The 18489-nt window shown below is 64.8% G+C and carries 15 protein-coding genes and 1 tRNA gene; 9 read left to right on the forward strand and 7 right to left on the reverse strand.

Annotated elements, in window-relative coordinates; translation table 11 throughout:
* Positions 1–64 precede the first annotated feature (64 nt).
* The 3 genes from ACEWQ0_RS01735 to ggt all read right to left on the reverse strand — a co-directional run bounded on the left by ACEWQ0_RS01735 (position 65) and on the right by ggt (position 4999).
* Positions 65–1408 (reverse strand): DUF1501 domain-containing protein, encoded by a 1344-nt coding sequence (locus ACEWQ0_RS01735; protein WP_476484307.1) that lies wholly within the window; start codon positions 1406–1408, stop codon positions 65–67.
* Positions 1405–3093: a DUF1800 domain-containing protein gene (locus tag ACEWQ0_RS01740; protein WP_476484308.1), complete on the reverse strand. Its 1689-nt coding sequence runs from the start codon at positions 3091–3093 to the stop codon at positions 1405–1407. The genes ACEWQ0_RS01735 and ACEWQ0_RS01740 overlap by 4 nt, the downstream gene beginning before the upstream one ends.
* 217 nt (positions 3094–3310) lie before the next feature.
* A complete protein-coding gene (gene ggt, locus ACEWQ0_RS01745; RefSeq protein ID WP_476484309.1) occupies positions 3311–4999 on the reverse strand; it encodes a gamma-glutamyltransferase in 1689 nt (562 codons plus the stop codon).
* A gap of 208 nt (positions 5000–5207) precedes the next feature.
* Here ggt and ACEWQ0_RS01750 point away from each other — a divergent pair, with 208 nt between their 5' ends.
* On the forward strand, positions 5208–7799 hold the full coding sequence (locus ACEWQ0_RS01750) for a TonB-dependent receptor plug domain-containing protein (protein WP_476484310.1): 2592 nt from the start codon (positions 5208–5210) through the stop codon (positions 7797–7799).
* 42 nt (positions 7800–7841) lie between these two features.
* Here ACEWQ0_RS01750 and coaD read toward each other — a convergent pair whose 3' ends face one another.
* The gene (coaD, locus tag ACEWQ0_RS01755) at positions 7842–8339 is read right to left on the reverse strand and encodes a pantetheine-phosphate adenylyltransferase (protein WP_476481617.1); all 498 of its coding nucleotides are present in this window, start codon (positions 8337–8339) and stop codon (positions 7842–7844) included.
* Between the two features lie 89 nt (positions 8340–8428).
* The gene (gene rsmD, locus ACEWQ0_RS01760; protein WP_476484311.1) at positions 8429–8983 is read right to left on the reverse strand and encodes a 16S rRNA (guanine(966)-N(2))-methyltransferase RsmD; all 555 of its coding nucleotides are present in this window, start codon (positions 8981–8983) and stop codon (positions 8429–8431) included.
* A gap of 168 nt (positions 8984–9151) precedes the next feature.
* Here rsmD and ftsY point away from each other — a divergent pair, with 168 nt between their 5' ends.
* The 3 genes from ftsY (at position 9152) to ACEWQ0_RS01775 (ending at position 11662) form a co-directional block, all read left to right on the forward strand.
* On the forward strand, positions 9152–10141 hold the full coding sequence (gene ftsY, locus ACEWQ0_RS01765) for a signal recognition particle-docking protein FtsY (RefSeq protein WP_476481619.1): 990 nt from the start codon (positions 9152–9154) through the stop codon (positions 10139–10141).
* 119 nt (positions 10142–10260) lie between these two features.
* Positions 10261–11322 (forward strand): A/G-specific adenine glycosylase, encoded by a 1062-nt coding sequence (gene mutY / locus ACEWQ0_RS01770; RefSeq protein WP_476484312.1) that lies wholly within the window; start codon positions 10261–10263, stop codon positions 11320–11322.
* 64 nt (positions 11323–11386) lie between these two features.
* Entirely contained in the window at positions 11387–11662 is a 276-nt protein-coding gene (locus ACEWQ0_RS01775) for an oxidative damage protection protein (RefSeq protein ID WP_476484313.1), read from the forward strand.
* On the opposite strand, the gene ACEWQ0_RS01780 is transcribed toward ACEWQ0_RS01775, so the two are convergent.
* A complete protein-coding gene (locus tag ACEWQ0_RS01780) occupies positions 11641–12090 on the reverse strand; it encodes a DUF6491 family protein (protein WP_476484314.1) in 450 nt (149 codons plus the stop codon). The two genes, ACEWQ0_RS01775 and ACEWQ0_RS01780, sit on opposite strands and share 22 nt — an antisense overlap.
* Positions 12091–12242: 152 nt before the next feature.
* Here ACEWQ0_RS01780 and ACEWQ0_RS01785 point away from each other — a divergent pair.
* Positions 12243–12318 (forward strand) — tRNA-Phe (locus tag ACEWQ0_RS01785).
* A 160-nt stretch (positions 12319–12478) separates the two neighbouring features.
* Here ACEWQ0_RS01785 and ACEWQ0_RS01790 read toward each other — a convergent pair.
* Positions 12479–15373, reverse strand: a complete 2895-nt coding sequence (locus ACEWQ0_RS01790) for a diguanylate cyclase (protein WP_476481622.1) — start codon at positions 15371–15373, stop codon at positions 12479–12481.
* Positions 15374–15644: 271 nt separating this feature from the next.
* Here ACEWQ0_RS01790 and prmC point away from each other — a divergent pair, with 271 nt between their 5' ends.
* The 4 genes from prmC to ACEWQ0_RS01810 all read left to right on the forward strand — a co-directional run bounded on the left by prmC (position 15645) and on the right by ACEWQ0_RS01810 (position 18485).
* The gene (gene prmC / locus ACEWQ0_RS01795) at positions 15645–16511 is read left to right on the forward strand and encodes a peptide chain release factor N(5)-glutamine methyltransferase (RefSeq protein WP_476481623.1); all 867 of its coding nucleotides are present in this window, start codon (positions 15645–15647) and stop codon (positions 16509–16511) included.
* A 220-nt stretch (positions 16512–16731) separates the two neighbouring features.
* The gene (gene rnk, locus ACEWQ0_RS01800; RefSeq protein WP_476481624.1) at positions 16732–17139 is read left to right on the forward strand and encodes a nucleoside diphosphate kinase regulator; all 408 of its coding nucleotides are present in this window, start codon (positions 16732–16734) and stop codon (positions 17137–17139) included.
* Between the two features lie 105 nt (positions 17140–17244).
* Positions 17245–17817 (forward strand): glycosyltransferase, encoded by a 573-nt coding sequence (locus ACEWQ0_RS01805; RefSeq protein WP_476484315.1) that lies wholly within the window; start codon positions 17245–17247, stop codon positions 17815–17817.
* A complete protein-coding gene (locus ACEWQ0_RS01810; RefSeq protein WP_476481626.1) occupies positions 17814–18485 on the forward strand; it encodes a TIGR04282 family arsenosugar biosynthesis glycosyltransferase in 672 nt (223 codons plus the stop codon). The genes ACEWQ0_RS01805 and ACEWQ0_RS01810 overlap by 4 nt, the downstream gene beginning before the upstream one ends.
* The last annotated feature ends 4 nt before the right edge of the window (positions 18486–18489 follow it).

Consider the following 18489-nt stretch of genomic DNA (forward strand, 5'->3'; position numbering starts at 1 on the left):
GATCAGCATACCAACTCAGCCGGTGCGTGCATCAAATCCTGCAGGCACGCCGCGGAAAGACCACTCAGGGTACAAAAACGCCCGGCGGCGAATAACCCCCGATACCCGGAAAAACGGCGTCAAGATGATCGGGCGGCAATCCCATGCGCCGCACCAGTGCCTCGGCCAGCACCTGCCGATAGTCGGTGGTCGTGGCAAGATCCTGGCCTTCGAACAGCGAGCCGGCATCCAGCCCCGGAAAACTGCCGTGCATGCCACCGTTGACGCGACCGCCCAGCGCCAGCATGACGTTGCCGTGGCCGTGATCGGTGCCGCTGGCGGCGTTGGGCCGGATCTTGCGGCCGAACTCGCTGAGCACGACCACGTTGACGCGGTTCATCAGATTGCCCTGCGATGACGAGGCCAGATCGGTGTAGAAGGCGTCGAGCGACCGCGAAAGCTCCTCGACGCGAATGCCGTAGTAGTCGTAGTGATCCGGGTTGCCGGGATCAGGCATGCCCTGGCCAGCGTGCGTGTCCCAGCCGCCATAGTCGACGGTGGCGGCGACAATGCCCATGTTCTGCTTGATCAGCTGCGCCAGGCTGCGAAGCTGGTCGCCAAGCGTGCCGTCAGGATACTGCGCTCCGCCGTCGGGCTGGTAGGCCTCGAAGTTCATCGCGCGCATCTGCTCGAGCGCCTCGGCGGTATCGCGCCCGGCCTGTAACAGGGGGCTGTTGCCGCCGGCGCTCCACAAGGCATCGAGCCGGCGATGGGCGGCCTGATGACCAGCCAGGTCCGGGTTGTTCTCGTTCCAGGACCAGTGAAAGCCGTCGACCCGGAACGACTCGGGCGAGGCCACGGTCAGCGCGGCAGTCGAGCCCATCAGCGACATCGGGCGGGTGTCGGAGAAACCGAAAACGGGCGCGATATCCGCGGCCGGCAGACCGTCGGCGGCGGCCAGGTAGCGCGTCAGCCAGCCATCGGCCGTGCTCTTGTTGCCGGGCGTGCCCAGGTCCATCCAGGCCTGGGCGTCGAAATGACTGCGCGACAGGTGGGTGGGCATGCCCGCGCCCTGGACAATGGCCAGCCTGTCGCTGTTCCAGAGCCGGTGCAGCCACTTCGGCGTGCTGCCGATGCTGTCGCCGGGTCCGCCGCCGGCGCGCGGGTGCAGCGCCCAATTGTCCGTGATCTGGCGCAGCCCCGACTCGGGAATGGCCATGTTCGAGCGCAGCATCTCGTAGTGACTACGTTCGGCGCCAGCGTAAGGCACGACCAGGTGCAGGCCGTCCATGCCGCCGCGCAAGAAGACGTAGACGATCACGTCACTGCTGCCCTGCCCAGCGACAGCCGGGCGCCAGAAGGTGCTCAGCGGCACCGCGCCGGCAAGCGCAGCGGCACAACAGCCTTGAAGAAAAGCGCGGCGTTTCATCGCTGGTAGAACTCCGGCAGCATAATGATCAGGGCCACGGTGGCGCGCAGCCGCGCAGGCGTGTAATGCTCGCTCAGGTCGCCTGTGTTCCAGCGGCCATCGGGCAGATCGCTGGTGATATCCAGCGGCGCGCTGGCAGCGGCATTCTGGCGCAGGAAATCGATCAGCTCGGCCCGACGCGACGACGCCACGGGTCGCCCGATCAGGCGTTCCAGCCAGAAATCGACCAGGCCCTGCGCACTGCGCTGCGATAACGCGGGCAGTCCGGCCAGGGTCTGCTCGTGAATGCGCAGCAGAAACTGGTCATTGTCATCGTCGAGCTCGGGCATGCGGCTGAGCAGGCGCCAGGTCTGGCCCATGACCGAAGCCGAGGTCCAGCGATCGGCGGTGTCGGGGTAGCCATCCGGCGAGGGCCAGCGGAAACAGCCGTGCCCGGTCTGGCGAAAGCGGTAGAGCAGGTCACCGTAAGGGCTCCAGCCCCCGGTCGGCTGCGGCTCGATCTCGGCTGCGGTCTTGCGGAAAGCCGCGCACATCAGCTCGAAGGGCCGGCGCGTCTTGACGCCACCGCCGTTGACGAAAAAATCGGAGCTGAGGATATGGCGTACGACCCGGGCGATCTGGTCGTCGGCCTGCCAGTGCTCGTGCCAGACGGCCGCGGCCGACTCCACCAGGGACGGCGGCGGATCGTCGTCGATCAAGCGTCGGCAAAGTTTCGTGCACAGGTGCTTGGCCGTCTGGCGGTGCATGCACATGTAGCTCATGGCCAGCACGGCTTCCATCTGCCCGAGCGGGTCGATCCAGTCGCCGAGAACGTACTTGCTGCCGTACTCGTGCCAGTTGTCGTAGAAGACGAACTCGCCGGTGTCGTATTGGGGATTGTCCGGCATGCCCCAGTGGCCGTTGCGAATGGTCCAGCCGGTAAAGCAGCGCGCCACGTCGTAGACATCCGCGTCGCTGTAGCCGATCGCCAGCTCGTCGTCACCTTTCGGGATCTGGCCGTGCGCGGCGCCGGGATAATAGGCGTCGGAACCCAGGGTGTGCAGCTCCATGAGCTCGCGCGCCCAGTTTTCGTTGTAGCCGCCGGCGCGGTTGTCCTTGTTGTCCAGGTAGATCAGCATGGCCGGCGAGCGCGCCACTGCCTCGAGCATCTCGCGGAAACTGCCCAGGGCATGCGGCCGGATGACATCGCGGTCGTATTGCGCGAATACCGGGGCAATACTGAACTCCCGGCCGGCGATGCTGAAGTGATCGTGCCAGAACTCGGTCATCACCTCGTAGAGCTGCCGGCGCGAGTAAACGGCGCGCATGATGCGCGCGGCCTCGGTCTCGGCCACTGGAAGATGCCGATCGTCACTACCCCGGACATGATCGGCCCACAGCTCAGCAGTCGATTTATCCAGGGTCTGATAGCCAGCGGCCGCCAGGCGCTGATCGAGATCGCTGTCGTCCAAGGATTGCCAGGCGAGCTGCTCGTCCAGCCAGGCGTTCAGGCGCGCCTGGTCGTTGGAGCCCAGCGAGAGAAAATGATCGATGTCTTCGGGTCGCGCGCCATAGGTAGCGCGCTCGAGAACGCGGCGGGCAAAATCCAGGCCGGCGCTGGATTGATCCTCGAAGCGGTCATCGAAGATGCGATCGCCGCTCCCCTGAACGGCGTCGCGCATGGTCCCCCCGGTATTGCTGTCCATAAGCTGCAATCCGGATGCGTGAGCGCCAGCTTAGCGGAAAACGCCCTGGCTGTCCGTGACCACCATCACGGCTCAGGCAGGTTGAAAACAGCTTTACAAGCCGCGAATGCGCCGTCGTCTCGGCTCCGAGCCAAAACCATCCTGGCAGCGGCATCGGCATGCAGGAGGCCCCGGATCAAGTCCGGGGCGAGAGTTGATTGACCCGAACGCCCGAACCTCAGTCGATGTCGATCACGACCGCCCCGCCCGACTCCCAGCGTGGATCGTGGGCGGCCTCGAGTTCGCCGGTCTGGCGGTTCCACATCACGCCGTGCATGTTGCCCCAGGTGCGATCACGTACGGTCACGGTGTGGCCCTTTTCTTCCAGGAGCTTGATCTGCGCGGCAGTCAGTGCATCGGGTTCGATCGAGATTTCATCAGGCAGATACTGGTGGTGGAAGCGGGGCAGCGACACCCAGCTTTCCGGGCCGTTACCGTCAATGAAATCGAGAACGCCCAGCAGCACCATGGTGATGATGCGCGAGCCGCCCGGCGTGCCGAGCACGGCGGTGCGGTCGTCGCCGATGACAATGGTCGGGGTCATCGACGAGAGCATGCGCTTGCCCGGCTCGATGGCGTTGGCGGCAAAACCGATCAGGCCGTAGGCGTTGGGCTCGCCCGGCTTGGCGGAAAAGTCGTCCATTTCGTTGTTGACCAGCACGCCCGTGCCCGGCGGCACGTAGGCTGCGCCAAACGGCAGGTTGACCGTCAGCGTGGCCGAAACCATGTTGCCTTCCGAGTCGATCAGCGAGAAATGCGTGGTATCGGTGCTTTCCTTGCCCAGCCGGTCGGGATCGGCGGCCAGCATCGACGAGGGTGTGGCCCGATCCAGGCGCAGCGTGGTGCGCAGGCCGGCGGCATAATCATCGCTCAAGAGCATGTCGGCGGGAATGTCGACAAAATCCGGGTCACCAAGGTAGAGCGCGCGGTCGCGATAGGCGCGGCGCATGGCTTCGGCCAGCACGTGCACGCGCTCGGCCTGCTGCATGCCGGCCAGGTCGAAGGGCTCGACCAGCTTGAGCATCTGGCCAATGGCGATACCGCCCGAAGATGGCGGCGTGGCGGTGATCAGCTGATAGCCGCGATAGCTGCTGCGCACCGGCTCGCGTTCGACAACCTCATAATCGGCAAAATCTGCCAGGGTCCAGATGCCCCCGGTGGCCTGCACCCCTTCGACCAGCTTTGCTGCCACCTCGCCACTGTAGAAACCCTCTTTGCCGTGTTCAGCCAGGGCGCGCAGGGTTTTGCCCAGATCCGGATTGCGAATGATGTCGCCAACAGCGGGTACATCGCCATCGGGCATGAATATGGCGGCCGTCTCGGGCCAGCGCTGCATCACCTCGGCACGGTAACCAATCAGGGAGTGATACTTGGCATCTACCGGAAAGCCCTCTTCGGCCAGGCGGATGGCCGGCGCGAGCAACTCTGACAGCTCCAGACTGCCGTAGGCTTCAGCGATATGCACCCAGGCCGCCGGCGCCCCGGGAATGCCGCCGGCCAGCGCGCCGTTGATGGCGCGATCGCGATCGACTTCACCCTGATCATTCACGTACATGTCGGCGGTGGCAGCAGCGGGCGCGGTCTCACGCCCGTCGACCATCACCGAATGCCCATCGGCAACGCGGTGCAGCAGCCAGAAGCCGCCGCCGCCGATGCCGGACGACTCCGGCTCGACCACGGCCAGCGCGGCCGACACGGCCACCGCCGCATCAAAGGCGTTGCCGCCTTTTTCCATGATTTCCACGCCGGCATTCGTGGCCAGTTCGTGCGCGCTCGAAATCGCGGCCCGGCCGGGGCCGGCGGCCGCCGCGGCGGAGAAGGCCACCAGCAGCAGGCAGGTCAGGGTTGCGCGGAAGGCTTGGTTCATCACTGGGCGCATCACTCGCTCCATCTGTCGGTTCGAATTCACTGTTCAGGCCCGGAATATAGCACGCAGCCGCAAGACCTCTAGTTAACGAACTGCTTGCATTTATTTAACGCCGGCGGGATAGTGACAACCACCTGCCAGTTTTCAGACCGCCAGCGCCTGCGCGTCACTCCGGCCACAGGCGCACCCAACAAGAGGAGGGGAAGACATGCAAGAAGTACATCGTCAAAATCACTGCGAGCGCTCAAGACGCTGGCGTATGGTCAGCACCAGCGGCCAGACGGTTGGCCTGGCCATGGGTCTGGCGATTGGCCTGGCCATGATCGCCTTTCCGGCTGCCGCGCAGGACAGCGCTGATACAGACGAACGCGCTGCAGAGAACGCCGACACCACCGACCGCATCGCCGTGACGGGCACGCGCCGCCGCGGTCGTACCGCCGCCGACAGCAACGTGCCCATCGACACCATCTCGGCCGACGAGATCATCTCCACCGGCATGACCGAAACGGCCGAGATCATGTCGCGGCTGCTGCCCAGCTTCAACTTTCCGCGCTCTTCAATCACCGATGGCACCGACCAGGTGCGCCCGGCCCAGCTCAGGGGCCTGGCTCCCGACCAGACGCTGGTGCTGGTCAACGGCAAGCGACGTCACACCTCGGCGTTGGTGAACCTCAACGGCTCGGTGGGCCGCGGCTCGACCGCGGTGGACTTCAACCTCATCCCGCCCAACGCAATCGAACGCATCGAAGTGCTGCGCGACGGCGCCGCGGCACAGTACGGCTCGGACGCCATTGCCGGTGTGATCAACATCGTGCTCAGGGACCAGCCGGGCGGCTTCGGTGTGTCGGCAATCTACGGCCAGAACCACACCAGCGTCGACGGCGTGCCGCGGGTGGCAAACGTGGCCATCAGCCCGCTTGAGGAGCTGAAGATAGAAAAAGGCAAGGATCGAACCGCCAACGACGGCGAGACCGTGACCCTGCGCGCCGACGGCGGTTTTGCCCTGGGCAGCGAGGGCTTTTTCCATGCCTCGGGCCAGTTCCGCAGCAGCAACCCGACCAACCGCGCCGGCTTCGATCCGCGTGAGCAGTTCCCGCGTCTGGACGACGGCAGCCTGGATCCGCGCGAGCTGACGTTCAACCGCATCAATCATCGTTTCGGTGACCCCAACGTCGAGGAACTCTCGCTGTTCTACAACGCCGGACTGCCGCTGGGCAACGGCGGCTTCGAGCTGTACTCCTTTGGCAGCTACGCTGATCGCGAAGGGGATGCCGGCGGTTTCTATCGACGCGCACTCGACGCTCGCAACGTTCCCGAGATCTATCCGGAGGGCTTTCTGCCCCTGATCACCACCGACACCCGCGACAAGAGCGCGGCCATCGGCGTTCGCGGTGACCTTTCCGACTGGTTCCTGGACTTTTCCCTGACCTATGGTGAAAACGACCTCGAATTCGGCGTCGACAACACCCTCAATGCCTCGCTCGGGCCCACCAGCCCGACGACGTTTTTCGCCGGCAGCCTGAAAAACGACCAGCTGGTATTCAATGCCGACGCCTCGCGCCTGTTCCAGTTCGGCAACACGCCGGTCAACATCGCCACAGGCGTTGAATACCGCGACGAAGGCTACGAGATCGAGGCCGGTGAGAGAGCCAGCTACATTGACGGTCCGTTCCCCGGCGCTGCTGGCAGTCAGGTTTTCCCGGGTTTCACGCCGGAATCGGCCATCAGCCAGAGCCGCGACAGCGCCAGCATCTATGCTGAAGCCGACGCCGACCTCACGACTGACTTCAACATGACTGCGGCCCTGCGCTTCGAGGACTATTCCGATTTCGGTTCGACCCTCAACGGCAAGCTGGCCGGGCGCTACCGCATCAACGACTCGGTCGCGATCCGCGCCTCGGGCTCCACCGGCTTCCGCGCACCTTCACTCGCGCAGCAGACCTTTACCTCGGTGGCCACGGTATTCGTCGACTCAGTGCCCACTGAAACCGGCACCTTCCGTCCCGATAGCCAGGTCGCCCAGGCACTGGGCTCGCCCGGCCTGCAGGAAGAGGAAAGCGTTTCGTTCTCCGCCGGGTTCGTGTTCACCCCGATGCCGGGGCTCAACCTCACGGCGGATTTCTTCCACATCAAGATCGATGATCGCATCGTGCTTTCGGAAAACCTCTCGGGGCCGGGCATCGAGCGGCTGCTGGAAGGCACCGGTGCCAATCGCGCGCGCTTTTTCCTCAATGGCATCGACAGCAAGACGCGCGGCGTCGACCTGGTCGGCAGCTATGATCTGGAGCTCAACGAATGGGGCCGACTGAACCTGGCCGGCGGTTTCAACTACACCGACAACGAGGTCACCAGCGTCATCGATCCGCCGGAAGAGCTGGCGCAGGTCGGCGTCACCGAAGACAACCTGTTCTCCCGTCGTGAACGCAAGCGCTTCGAGGAAGGCGCCCCCAAGACCAAGTTCAATATCGGTGGCACCTGGTACTACAACGCCTTCACGGTCAACCTGATGACCACCCGCTTCGGCGATACGGTCGACGCCGGTACAGACAAGGCCAACGATCAGAAACTGCCGGCCAAGTGGATCACCGACCTCGAGGTCAGCTACCAGGCCAACGATGCCATGTCGCTGTCGCTTGGTGCCAACAACGTCTTCGACGTCTATCCCGACACGTCCAGAGAGATCCTCGAAAGCACCGGCCGCTCGGCTGGCACTTTCGATCTCATCTTCCCGTACTCGGGCTTCTCGCCGTTTGGTTTCAACGGCCGCTATATCTACACGCGGGTGGACCTGCGCTTCTGATCCACTTCGCCCCGGCCGCCACTTGGCGGCCGGGTCGCGCTTTCAGGAGTAGTGCTCGCGCAGCGCGGCAGAAACACGCGGGTTGACGAAACGACCGACATCGCCCTGCAGCCGCGCAATTTCCTTGACCAACGATGAGGAAATGAAGCTGTACTTTTCCGCCGGCGTCAGAAACACGGTTTCCACATCTTCAATCAGGTGGCGATTCATCGAGGCGAGCTGAAACTCGTACTCGAAGTCCGATACCGCGCGCAAACCACGCAGGATCACCCCCGCCCCATGCTCTTGGACAAAATGCGCCAGCAGGTTGTTGAAGCCAACCACGTCAACGTTGTCCAATCCCTCCTCGGCGAGCACTTGTCGCGCCAGCCCGATGCGATCGTCGAGCGGAAAAGACGGCTGCTTGTGCGGACTTTCGGCAATCGCCACGATAATGCGACGATACATGTGCGAAGCACGCGCGATCAGATCGGTATGCCCGTGGGTCATGGGATCGAAGGTGCCGGGATAGACGGCAAGGCCATAATCGGGCTGGGACATCACAGGCGTCTCGGAAAAAATCAACGCGCATTATAACGCCCGGTCAGAAATCCGCCCGGACGCCGCGACACGCCACCTGCCGATTGGGTTCAGCGCCTTGCGAGCAGCGTCATCCGGACCTCGCCCAGAACCTTGCTCCGCCGCATCTCGTAGCGTTCGCACGGCTCCGGCTCCGGCAGACGAGCATCCTGCTCGAGGTAAACCAGCGCCTCCGGCGCCAGATGCCCGTCATCGACAAGGCACCCGAGAAGCTCTTTCTGCAGACCATCAGCAAACGGCGGGTCGATGAAAACCAGATCAAAGGAGCGATGATCGGTTTGCAGCCAGCGCCGCACATCGCCGCCGACCACCTCCATACGCTCGCCGCCCGGCCAGGTTTCGGCGACCTTGTGCAGCGCTGCGACCAGGCGCCGATCGCGCTCCACCAGAACCGCCAGCGCCGCGCCCCGGGAAAGCGCCTCCAGCCCCAGCGCGCCGGTGCCGGCAAACAGGTCCAGACAACGGGCCCCCGGCACGCTTGCCTGCAGCCAGTTGAACAGGGTTTCGCGCGCGCGGTCGCCGGTCGGGCGCAGGCCCGGGCGGTTCGGAACCTCCAGCTTCCGGCCACGCCACTGGCCGCCGATAATCCTGATCCTGCCTGTCATGGGGGTGATAGCATACCGGGTTGACGAGCGAGCCGACCGTTCAGTTGCAATCCGCCGACACTTCCGCCACCCGTGTTCGGGGTGTTCGGCTCATTCGCCGCAGATGCCACCACAGCCTGCGCGAGAATCGTCACGGCAATTAAAACGTAAACCTTTGAACCAATTCCGATGTTTTCCATCTTCAAGCGCAAGAAATCCGGCAAGGGCGTGGAAACCACGCAGGTCCGCCCGGCCGAACAGTCCGATGCCGATCCGCTCGAAAAGCGTCTCGAGCGAACCCGATCCAGCCTCGGCAGCCTGTTTGGCCTGATCGGCTCGGCCGAGCGAATCGACGAAGACCTCATCGAAGAGATCGAAACCACGCTGCTGACCGCCGACGTCGGCGTTGCCGCAACCACTCGCATCGTCGACCGGCTGCGCGACGGCGTGCGCCAGGGCGTGATCAGCGAACCCGCTCAGGTGCTGCCGGCCGTTCAAGCCGAGCTCTACGACCTGATCGAGCCCTGCGAGGACTTCCTCGCCATCGGCGAGGAGCACAAGCCCTTCGTCATCCTGATGGTCGGCGTCAACGGCGTGGGCAAGACAACCACTATCGGGAAGCTGGCGCGACGCTACCTCGACGAAGGCAAGAAGGTCATGCTGGCCGCGGGCGATACTTTCCGCGCCGCCGCAGTCGAGCAGCTGCAGGCCTGGGGCGAACGCAACGACGTGCCGGTCGTGGCGCAGGCAACCGGCGCCGACACCGCCGCGGTGATCTACGATGCGCTGCATTCAGCGCGCGCGCGCGAGGTGGATGTGCTGATTGCCGACACCGCCGGGCGGCTGCATACCCAGGACAACCTGATGGCCGAGCTGTCCAAGATCATCCGCGTGATGAAGAAGATCGACCCGGAGGCGCCGCACGAAACCATGCTGGTGGTCGACGCCGGCACCGGCCAGAACGCGCTGGCACAGGCGCGCCAGTTCAACGAGGCCGCGCAGCTGACCGGCATTGCGGTGACCAAACTTGACGGCACCGCCCGCGGCGGCGTGCTGTTTGCCATTGCCGAGGAAATGGAAATTCCCATTCGTTTCATCGGCGTGGGTGAATCGGTCGCCGACCTGCGCCCCTTCGACGCCGGCACCTTCGTGCATGCGATCCTGCCGGTCGAAGCCTGAATCGGGACCACATCCCGACCGACGGTCGTTGAGCGGTGATCACGCCTGGCTGATGCGTGTCCCAAGCCCCTGTCTCGTCCGCCGCGGATGTAGCCGCGACCCACGCGGGCCTCGAACCAATGCCGACGCCACCTGAAACCTCCGTGCCTTCCGCGGTGCCTCAAGCCGCCTTCGCCGAACGCCTGCTGGCCTGGTGGCAAGCTCATGGTCGCCAAGACCTTCCCTGGCAGAAGAACCGCACGCCCTATCGGGTCTGGGTAGCCGAGATCATGCTGCAGCAAACGCAGGTGCGCACGGTCATTCCCTACTTCGAGCGCTTCATGACCGCCTTCCCCGACCTGGAGACGCTGGCGCGTGCTCCTATCGACGAGGTGCTGGCGCTCTGGTCGGGCCTGGGCTACTACGCCCGGGCCCGCAATCTGCACGCGGCCGCCCTTGCCTGTCTCGAAAACCACGACGGCGAGCTGCCTGCCGATGCCGATGCGCTCGACGCCCTGCCGGGCATCGGCAGATCGACCGCCAACGCCATCGTCGCCCAGGCGCATGACCGGCCCGCCACCATCCTCGATGGCAACGTCAAGCGCGTGCTGGCAAGGCATGCCGGCATTGCGGGCTGGCCCGGACGAGCCGCGGTAGAGCGGGCGCTATGGGCCCGCGCCGAAGACTGTACGCCCGACAATCGCGCCGCTGACTACACCCAGGCGATCATGGATCTGGGCGCGATGATCTGCAGCCCGCGGCACCCGGATTGCCGGCAATGCCCGGTCGCCGCCGACTGCGTCGCCCGGCTGACCGGGCGCATCGAAGAACTGCCCGGAAAGAAGCCCCGCAAGCCTCGGCCCCGGCGCACGACAACCCTGATGATCATCGAAAACGACCGCGGCGAACTCCTGCTGCAGCGGCGCCCGCCTGCCGGAATCTGGGGCGGGCTGTGGACGCTGCCGGAGCATGGCGACATCCAGCCTGCGCGCGTCAGCTGCGCCGCCGAGCCACCGGAAGCCGTCGTTCATCAGTTCACGCACTTCACGCTCGATATTCATTTCCAGCGGGTTCGCGTCCCGAGCGACCTTCAGGTGAGCGAAGACCCTGACAGCTGCTGGCTGACACCGGCCCAGGCCCTGCGCCGCGGCCTGCCACAACCGATACGGCGGATGATCGAACGGCTTTTCCGCCAACGCTGAACCGGCACCCCCGCACCCGGCCAGAGACGTATCATTGAACCCCATCTTCAGGAGATCACTTCAGATGAGCGAGCGCAAAATCCACTGTCAGTACCTCGAACGCGAAGCCGAAGGCCTGCCCCGCCCGCCACTTCCCGGCGAACTCGGGCAGCGAATCCACGAAAACATCTCGAAACAAGCCTGGCAGAAGTGGCTCGACCACCAGACCATGCTGATCAACGAAAAGCGCCTGAGCCCGATCGACCCTGAGCACCGTCGGTATCTCGAGGCGCAGGCCGAAGCGTTCCTGTTCGGCGGCGAGGTCGATCAGGCCGAAGGCTACACCCCACCCGAGGACTGATCGTCGACTTCCGCCGCGGGGCTGCCCTGCCCCTCCGGCAGCGATTGGTTCTGCTCTGCCAGCTCGGCCTCCACGGCGTCAAGGTCCAGGCGACGAACCGACTGAACCTGACAGGTCTGGCCGCGGATATCGACGCGGTCGAACTCGCTGAGCACGTTGCGGCGCGAATTGATCAGGCGCATCGAGATCGCGGTATCGAGATTCAGATCGCAGGCCCCGATGAGCCGCACCAGATAGTGACGCGAGCGATCCATTTCGAACACGACCGCGTGCGGGCCCACGGCCCACCAGTTGCGAATGTTGGTGTATCGCACCCAGCTCTGGCTGGCGCCGGCGTGACGCTCGTAGAGGGCCAGCTCGTTGAACTGATCGCGTGACTCACCGGATACGGCGCACGCCGCGATCATGACAGGCATCAAAATGAGCATGATCGTGCGCATTGCTACACCTTTTCAGTCGAAGTTCACTGGTTATGGACGGCAAGCCCGGAAAAAAGTGCCGTGCGATCGCGGTTGACTTCGGCAGCCAAAAGGGGTTTAATGTGCGGCTTGCCGGCCATGAGCCGGAAGGCAGCAAACAGGGCCAGGTAGCTCAGTCGGTAGAGCAGGGGATTGAAAATCCCCGTGTCGGCGGTTCGATTCCGTCCCTGGCCACCACCTTCCCGCTTCACCCGACTCGCTTCCGATCCACTCTTGCCAACGAACCGCCTCTCGCGCTTCGCGCGGCGGTTAGATGGCTGGCCTGTGGCCAGCGAGCTGCGCTGACGCTCCGGTTCCACCCTGGCGACCTCTGGCCGCTTTTCCCTGCTGTCTTCGATCAACTTCCCTGTCGGCGGCGCAGCGCGCCCTGCTCTATCAAGGCCTCGGTATCGGTCTTGGCGGCCTGAATGAAGTCGGCGTGGTCGCTCGCTGAGAACCGCTCGCCGGGCATGAGTTGCACCCAGCAGTCCCGGCCGGCAGCCTTGGCCTGATAGACGGCGACATCAGCCAGCTTCACGACCTGCTCCCAGTCGAGCGCGTCGACCGATTCACCAAAGGGATAGCAGGCTATGCCTACCGAACAGGTCACGGCGATCGGCTCACCGCCTTCATCGATCGAAAAGTCCGCCGCACGCACGGCAGTCATGATGCGTTCCGCGATCTGGCCGGCGTTTTCGGCTTCGGTCTGGCAGGCGACGACCATGAACTCCTCGCCGCCCCAGCGAATCATGTAGTCGCTTTTGCGCAGCCGATCCGACACTACCCGGCTGAACGCCACCAGCATGTTGTCGCCGACATCGTGCCCGAACTCATCGTTGATGCGCTTGAAGTCGTCGAGGTCGATCATCAGAAACGCGAGGTCGCTGCTGGTCGACATCCCGTCGGCGTGAGCGCGCCGGCAGCGCGCGAGGTCCTCACCGATGCGCTCGGCCAGATAGCGTCGGTTGGGCAGACCGGTAAGCTGATCGGTGCGCGCGGTATGGCGCAGCCGCTGATTGGCCTCGCTGAGCTCCGAGGTGCGCTGGCGCACGATACGCTGCAGGCGTCGGCGCGTCGCCTTGATGTGGCGCAGGCGCAGGTGCACCGCAAACCACAAAAGCGCAAACAAGCCCAGGGCAGCAGCGGTAATGAACCAGGGGTTGGCCCAGAAAGGGGTGATGACCTGGAAAGCAAAGCGCACCGGCTCCGGACTCCAGACGCCGTCCGGGTTGGCAGCCTTGACCTCGAAAACGTAGTCACCGTGGCCCAGGTTGGCATAGGTCACCTGCCGGCTGGCAGCAGGGCTCGACCAGCGCCTGGTGGCGCCACGGAGCCGATATTTGAAGCGCACGGCAGTTTCGTCCTGAAAGCTCAGGCCGGCAAAACGCAGAACCAGGCTGCCGGAACGAAACGGCAGCCGATCACCGGCATTCACGGCCCGCCCGTCGAGACGGACCGATTCGATGACGACCGGCGGCGGTAGGGTATTGCGATACTCCCGTTCTGCGGCGTAGCGCATCAGACCGTCGGCCGAGGCAAACCACAGCAAGCCGTCGCTGCTCTGAAGCGCACCGGTGGCACCGCCCTCCAGGTGCAAAAGCCCATCGCGCCGGGTGTAGTTGACAACCCTACCGTCCTCCATCCGCGACAGGCCGCGATTGGTATAGGCCCAGACGCGGCCGTGATCATCTTCCAGCACCTGCCAGGCCGAATTGTCGGCCAACCCATCGTCACGGGTGAATTGTGCAATGCGGCCATCGGGCCAGACCCGGAAAATGCCGTCGCCGTTGCTGCCGACCCACATCGAGCCGTCCGCCGACGGCGCCAGATCCCACAATATCTGGTCAGTCAGGCCCTCTGCAGCGCGATATTGTTGAAGGCCTTCTTCCGGGTCGAGCACCAGCAGGCCGCTGCGCAATGTCGCAAACCAGAGGCGTCCGGCATCGTCTTCGCGGATCCGAAAGGCGAACGCATCGGCCAGAACAGACTCATCGGGCGTGCGCAGCGCGCCACGATCACGATAACGCGTGCCACGAGTGCTGCTGATCCACAGCCTGTCACGATGATCGGTCAATAGGGCATGGACCTCCTGAGACGGCAAACCGCTGGTGCTGTCGATCACTTCGGTCACACCCTGCCCCGGCCGCCAGCGCGCCACCCCCTGGCCGGTGGCAATCCAGGCCACATCGGGTGGTTCGAAGGCAATGCTGTAGACCCGGTTGTCGGGCAAGCCGTCCTCGCGCCGCAACACGGTGGACGCCTCGAAATCGCGGTGCCCGTCGCGGCGCGGCACGATCTGCAGCCCTTCGTGCGTGCCCAGCCACAGACGCTGCTGATCGTCTTCATTGATGGTGCGAACGAACGACGACAGCAAACCGGTTTGGGCCGAGTAGCCTTCGAACGGGCCGGGCAGAACCTTGACCAGCCCCTGATCGGTCGCCAGCCAGACCAGCCCCTCGCGATCGTGGGTGACGGCCAGCAAGCGCTTGTTGGGCAGACCCTCGCGCGTGCCCAGATGCTCCAGCTCACCGGGAAACCCCCTGACCAGCCCTTCCGCACTCGCCAGCCACAGCCGTTGCTCAGCATCGAAATCGATGTCGTTGATGCGCGTCCCCGGCGGCAGCGGCAGCTCATGTTCCGTGACCGTTGCGGACGCGGGGTCGACGGCAAAAAGCCGCCCGCCCGCTCCGGCCCAGAGCTGACCCCCGTGGAACTCCAGGCTATGTACTGCGGGGTCATCGGTCGGCAGAGAAACCGCCACGGTCTGGTCGGGCTCAAGCCGGAAAAGGCCGCTCTGGGCCGCCAGCCACGCCCGCCCGCGATCATCGAAGGCCAGCGCATGAATCACCCTCGAGCCGGGTCTTTCATTCCATTGGCTCACCGGCTCCAGCCGATCACCGGCATAACGAAACACCCCTTCGTCGGCAGCGACCAGCACCTGATCGCGACCGATCAGGACATCATTGACCAGGAGCTGATCCATGCCCGGCGGGCTGATGCAGACAAAATCAGCGGCCTCTTTTCTGCACAATCCCTGAGCCGTGCCTGCCCAGACAGTGCCGTCCGGGCCGGAGTCCACAACCGCAACAAAGCTGCTCGGCAGACCGCTGTCAGCGCCAAAGACAGTGAAACGATCGCCGTTGTATCGCGTCAGGCCACCGTAAGTACCGACCCAGAGATAGCCTTCGGCATCCTGGTGCACGCTGCTGACCTGGCTTTGCGGAATGCCGTCGCGGGTATCGTAACGATGCATGTTAAGCTGTGCCGCAGCGGCGGGCAGGCTGGCAACCAACAGCAACAGCGGCAGCCAGGCCGCCCTCGTTCGAGGTCGATTATCTGATGTCATCGTTCTTCGCATCAGGTCCATCGGGAACGTGCCCGGATAACACGGCAATTGAAGCGCCCCCCCGCAAAACAAATAACTCGAGGTGCGGCAACATTCATCATGCCGCGGTCACCGGCGCTTCACAAGGCGGCATAATCAAGCTTTGGGGGGTTCGTCACGAAGCTGGGCACACTGTCTGATGCACTCGACCACGAACGATGATCACGAATCCGCGCTTTCCGTCGCAACAGCGCTTGTCCGGGCGCGCAAGCGCCTTGACAGCCGCCTCGAGGCGGACCTGCTGGCCTGCCATGCGCTGGACTGCGATCGCAGCTGGCTGTATGCCCATGACGACGACCCGATCGACGCGGCGTCGGCGGCACGCCTCGAGCACCTGGTAGAACAACGTGTGCAAGGCCGGCCGATCGCACAGCTATGCGGCCAACGGGAGTTTTACGGCCGCGATTTCCATGTTGACGAACGCGTGCTGATTCCACGCCCCGAAACCGAACTATTGATCGAGCTGGCGCTGTCGCTCGAGCTGCCCGAATGCGCCCGCATCTGCGATGTCGGTACCGGCTCCGGATGCATTGCCCTGACCCTGGCTGCAGAACGACCGCAGTGGCGTATCGCGGCCGTCGACCAGTCGGGCGACGCACTGGCCGTGGCCGCGATCAATCGCGATCGTCTGCGCCTGGATCAAGTCGCGCTTTTCCACGGCAACCTGCTCGAGCCACTGCCTGATCACCGCTTCGAGCTGATTGTCTCCAATCCGCCCTATGTGGGCGCGGCCGACCCCCACCTTGCCAGCGGCGACCTGCGCTTCGAGCCGCACGCAGCGCTGGCCGCCGGGCCGGATGGCCTCGCTGTCATCCGTCGACTCCTGCCCGCGAGCTTCGAAAGACTGACGAGTGACGGCTGGCTACTGATCGAACACGGCCACGACCAGGCGGCCGCGGTTCGCGCCCTGCTGGAGGCGGCCGGATTCGCGCAGGTGGCCTCCCGGCGCGACCTGGCCGGGATCGAGCGAGTATCGCTCGGGAAAAAACCCGCCGACAAGTCCTGACACCCTCTATTTCTCACAGCGCCAACCCTCCGGGAACGCGCCGCACCGGCTACAGCCGCCCCATGCTGGTCGCGCAGTGTTTGAGTCGCTTTGGCACAATCGGGCCGGAAAGGAGTACACTGTTGTACCCACGGGGCAAGATTTTCGAATGCAAAGGGCCGGCAGCCGTCATGCGGACGCTGCCGGCTTTTTGCACATACGGACGCTGCAGGATGTAACCATGAGCACCAGACCTCCCATCACCATCTCATCGATGGATCTTCACCGGCTCGAGCAATTGCTCGATGATCTGCCGAACAACGCCTTCTCCGGAATGGCCGAGCTCGAGTCCGAGCTGGCCCGCGGCGTGTTGACCGAGCCGGGGGAGATACCGGCTGATGTCGTGACCATGAACTCCAGGGTGCGCCTGTCCGTCGACGGACATGAATATACCAAAACCCTGGTTTACCCCGCCTCGCTGACCGATTCCGAACAACAGATTTCGGTGATGGCACCCGTGGGCAGCGCCCTGCTGGGCATGCAGGAAGGCAAGGGCATCGACTGGCCGCGCCCCGGCGGCGGCAGCATGCACGTGCGCGTCGAGCAGGTCGTCTACCAACCCGAGCGCGAGGGCGAGCTGCACCGCTGAGACATGCCCGGCTACCTGCTCAGCCTCGTTGTTCCGGTCGGACCGCGGGACCGGCTTGATCCACAATTACACCACGCACTGGAAGCGCGACCGCCAAGCTGCGAATTGATCATCAGCGCGGCCACCTCCACAAAGCAACGCTGGCCACGCGCCGCGATCGCGGTTGTCGGCCCCGCCGGCCGCGCGCGGCAGCTCAATGCGGGCGCCCGGGCGGCCAGCGCAGACTGGCTGTGGTTCGTACACGCCGACAGCGTGATCGCGCCCACCGCCCTGGATCGCGCCGTGGCTTTTGCCAGGCACGCGCACGATGCCATCGGCTACGGCTGGCTGCGGTTCCTGCCCGACGGGCCGAGGCTCACGAGGCTCAACGCCCTCGGCGCCAATCTGCGCTCGCGTTTTTTCGGCTTGCCCTATGGCGACCAGAGCCTGTGCATGCCAGGCGGGCGATTGCAGGACCTGGGTGGTTTTCGCGAAGACCTGGAACGCGGCGAAGATCTCGACCTGATTGTGCGTGCCCGCAGCGCCGGCGTGCCGGTCCGGCCCATGGGGCTGCGCGTGGCCACCAGCGCCCGGCGCTACGGCGCGCATGGCTGGCTGCGCCTGACCTGGCAGCACCAGATCGCGGCCCGCCGCCTGATTCGAAGCGCGCGCGCCAGCGACACCACCGGGCTTTCATGACCGCCATAGCAATCTTCGTCAAGACTCCCGGGCTGACACCGCTCAAGACCCGCCTGGCCGCCACGATCGGAGACAAGTCGGCAACCCGACTGTATCTGCAGTGTGCCACCGCCGTTGCCCAGGCCGCGCGGCGGTCGGAGAGCGGCCCGGTCTACTGGGCCAGCGCCGAGGCCGTGGAGCAATCCGGGGCTCGCTGGCCAGATCTGCCGCTGCTGGCGCAGGGAGGCGGCAGCCTGGGCGCGCGCATGCATCGCGTCCTCGACCAGCTTGTCCGGCGACACGGTGGCGGCCTGCTGCTGGGCGCCGACGCCCCGCAGCTCGAACCCGCCGTGCTGCACCGCGCTGCCGAGTGGCTGCGCCGGGAAACTGCCGCCAGGGTGCTGGGACCGGCCCGTGACGGCGGCTTCTGGACGTTTGGCGCCAACCATGTACCGCCGCTGAAGAAGTGGACACGCGTTGTCTACAGCCGTCCGGATACGCTGCGGGCGTTTCGGGAGTCCATTGGTGATGATGGCGAATGGCTGGAGCTGCCGATGCTGACCGATCTGGACACCCGGGCGGACATATGGCCATTGACCCAGGAGCTGCGGAACCTGCGTGACCCGCTGCCGTCTCAACAAGCGCTGCTGGCAACGCTTGCAGAAACCCTGGAAAGGCCGGTCCGCTGAAATC

It is taken from the genome of Wenzhouxiangella sp. YN9 (genome assembly GCF_056324165.1).

What these genes read in the sequence shown, in the direction of transcription:
- ACEWQ0_RS01750 (WP_476484310.1), top strand. Translation starts at nt 5,208, where the DNA reads ATGCAAGAAGTACATCGTCAAAATCACTGCGAGCGCTCAAGACGCTGG.
- coaD (WP_476481617.1), bottom strand. Translation starts at nt 8,339, where the DNA reads ATGTCCCAGCCCGATTATGGCCTTGCCGTCTATCCCGGCACCTTCGAT.
- rsmD (WP_476484311.1), bottom strand. Translation starts at nt 8,983, where the DNA reads ATGACAGGCAGGATCAGGATTATCGGCGGCCAGTGGCGTGGCCGGAAG.
- ACEWQ0_RS01810 (WP_476481626.1), top strand. Translation starts at nt 17,814, where the DNA reads ATGACCGCCATAGCAATCTTCGTCAAGACTCCCGGGCTGACACCGCTC.
- ACEWQ0_RS01775 (WP_476484313.1), top strand. Translation starts at nt 11,387, where the DNA reads ATGAGCGAGCGCAAAATCCACTGTCAGTACCTCGAACGCGAAGCCGAA.
- mutY (WP_476484312.1), top strand. Translation starts at nt 10,261, where the DNA reads ATGCCGACGCCACCTGAAACCTCCGTGCCTTCCGCGGTGCCTCAAGCC.
- ACEWQ0_RS01790 (WP_476481622.1), bottom strand. Translation starts at nt 15,373, where the DNA reads ATGCATCGTTACGATACCCGCGACGGCATTCCGCAAAGCCAGGTCAGC.
- ACEWQ0_RS01740 (WP_476484308.1), bottom strand. Translation starts at nt 3,093, where the DNA reads ATGGACAGCAATACCGGGGGGACCATGCGCGACGCCGTTCAGGGGAGC.
- ftsY (WP_476481619.1), top strand. Translation starts at nt 9,152, where the DNA reads ATGTTTTCCATCTTCAAGCGCAAGAAATCCGGCAAGGGCGTGGAAACC.
- prmC (WP_476481623.1), top strand. Translation starts at nt 15,645, where the DNA reads ATGCACTCGACCACGAACGATGATCACGAATCCGCGCTTTCCGTCGCA.
- ACEWQ0_RS01780 (WP_476484314.1), bottom strand. Translation starts at nt 12,090, where the DNA reads ATGCTCATTTTGATGCCTGTCATGATCGCGGCGTGCGCCGTATCCGGT.
- ggt (WP_476484309.1), bottom strand. Translation starts at nt 4,999, where the DNA reads ATGAACCAAGCCTTCCGCGCAACCCTGACCTGCCTGCTGCTGGTGGCC.
- ACEWQ0_RS01735 (WP_476484307.1), bottom strand. Translation starts at nt 1,408, where the DNA reads ATGAAACGCCGCGCTTTTCTTCAAGGCTGTTGTGCCGCTGCGCTTGCC.
- rnk (WP_476481624.1), top strand. Translation starts at nt 16,732, where the DNA reads ATGAGCACCAGACCTCCCATCACCATCTCATCGATGGATCTTCACCGG.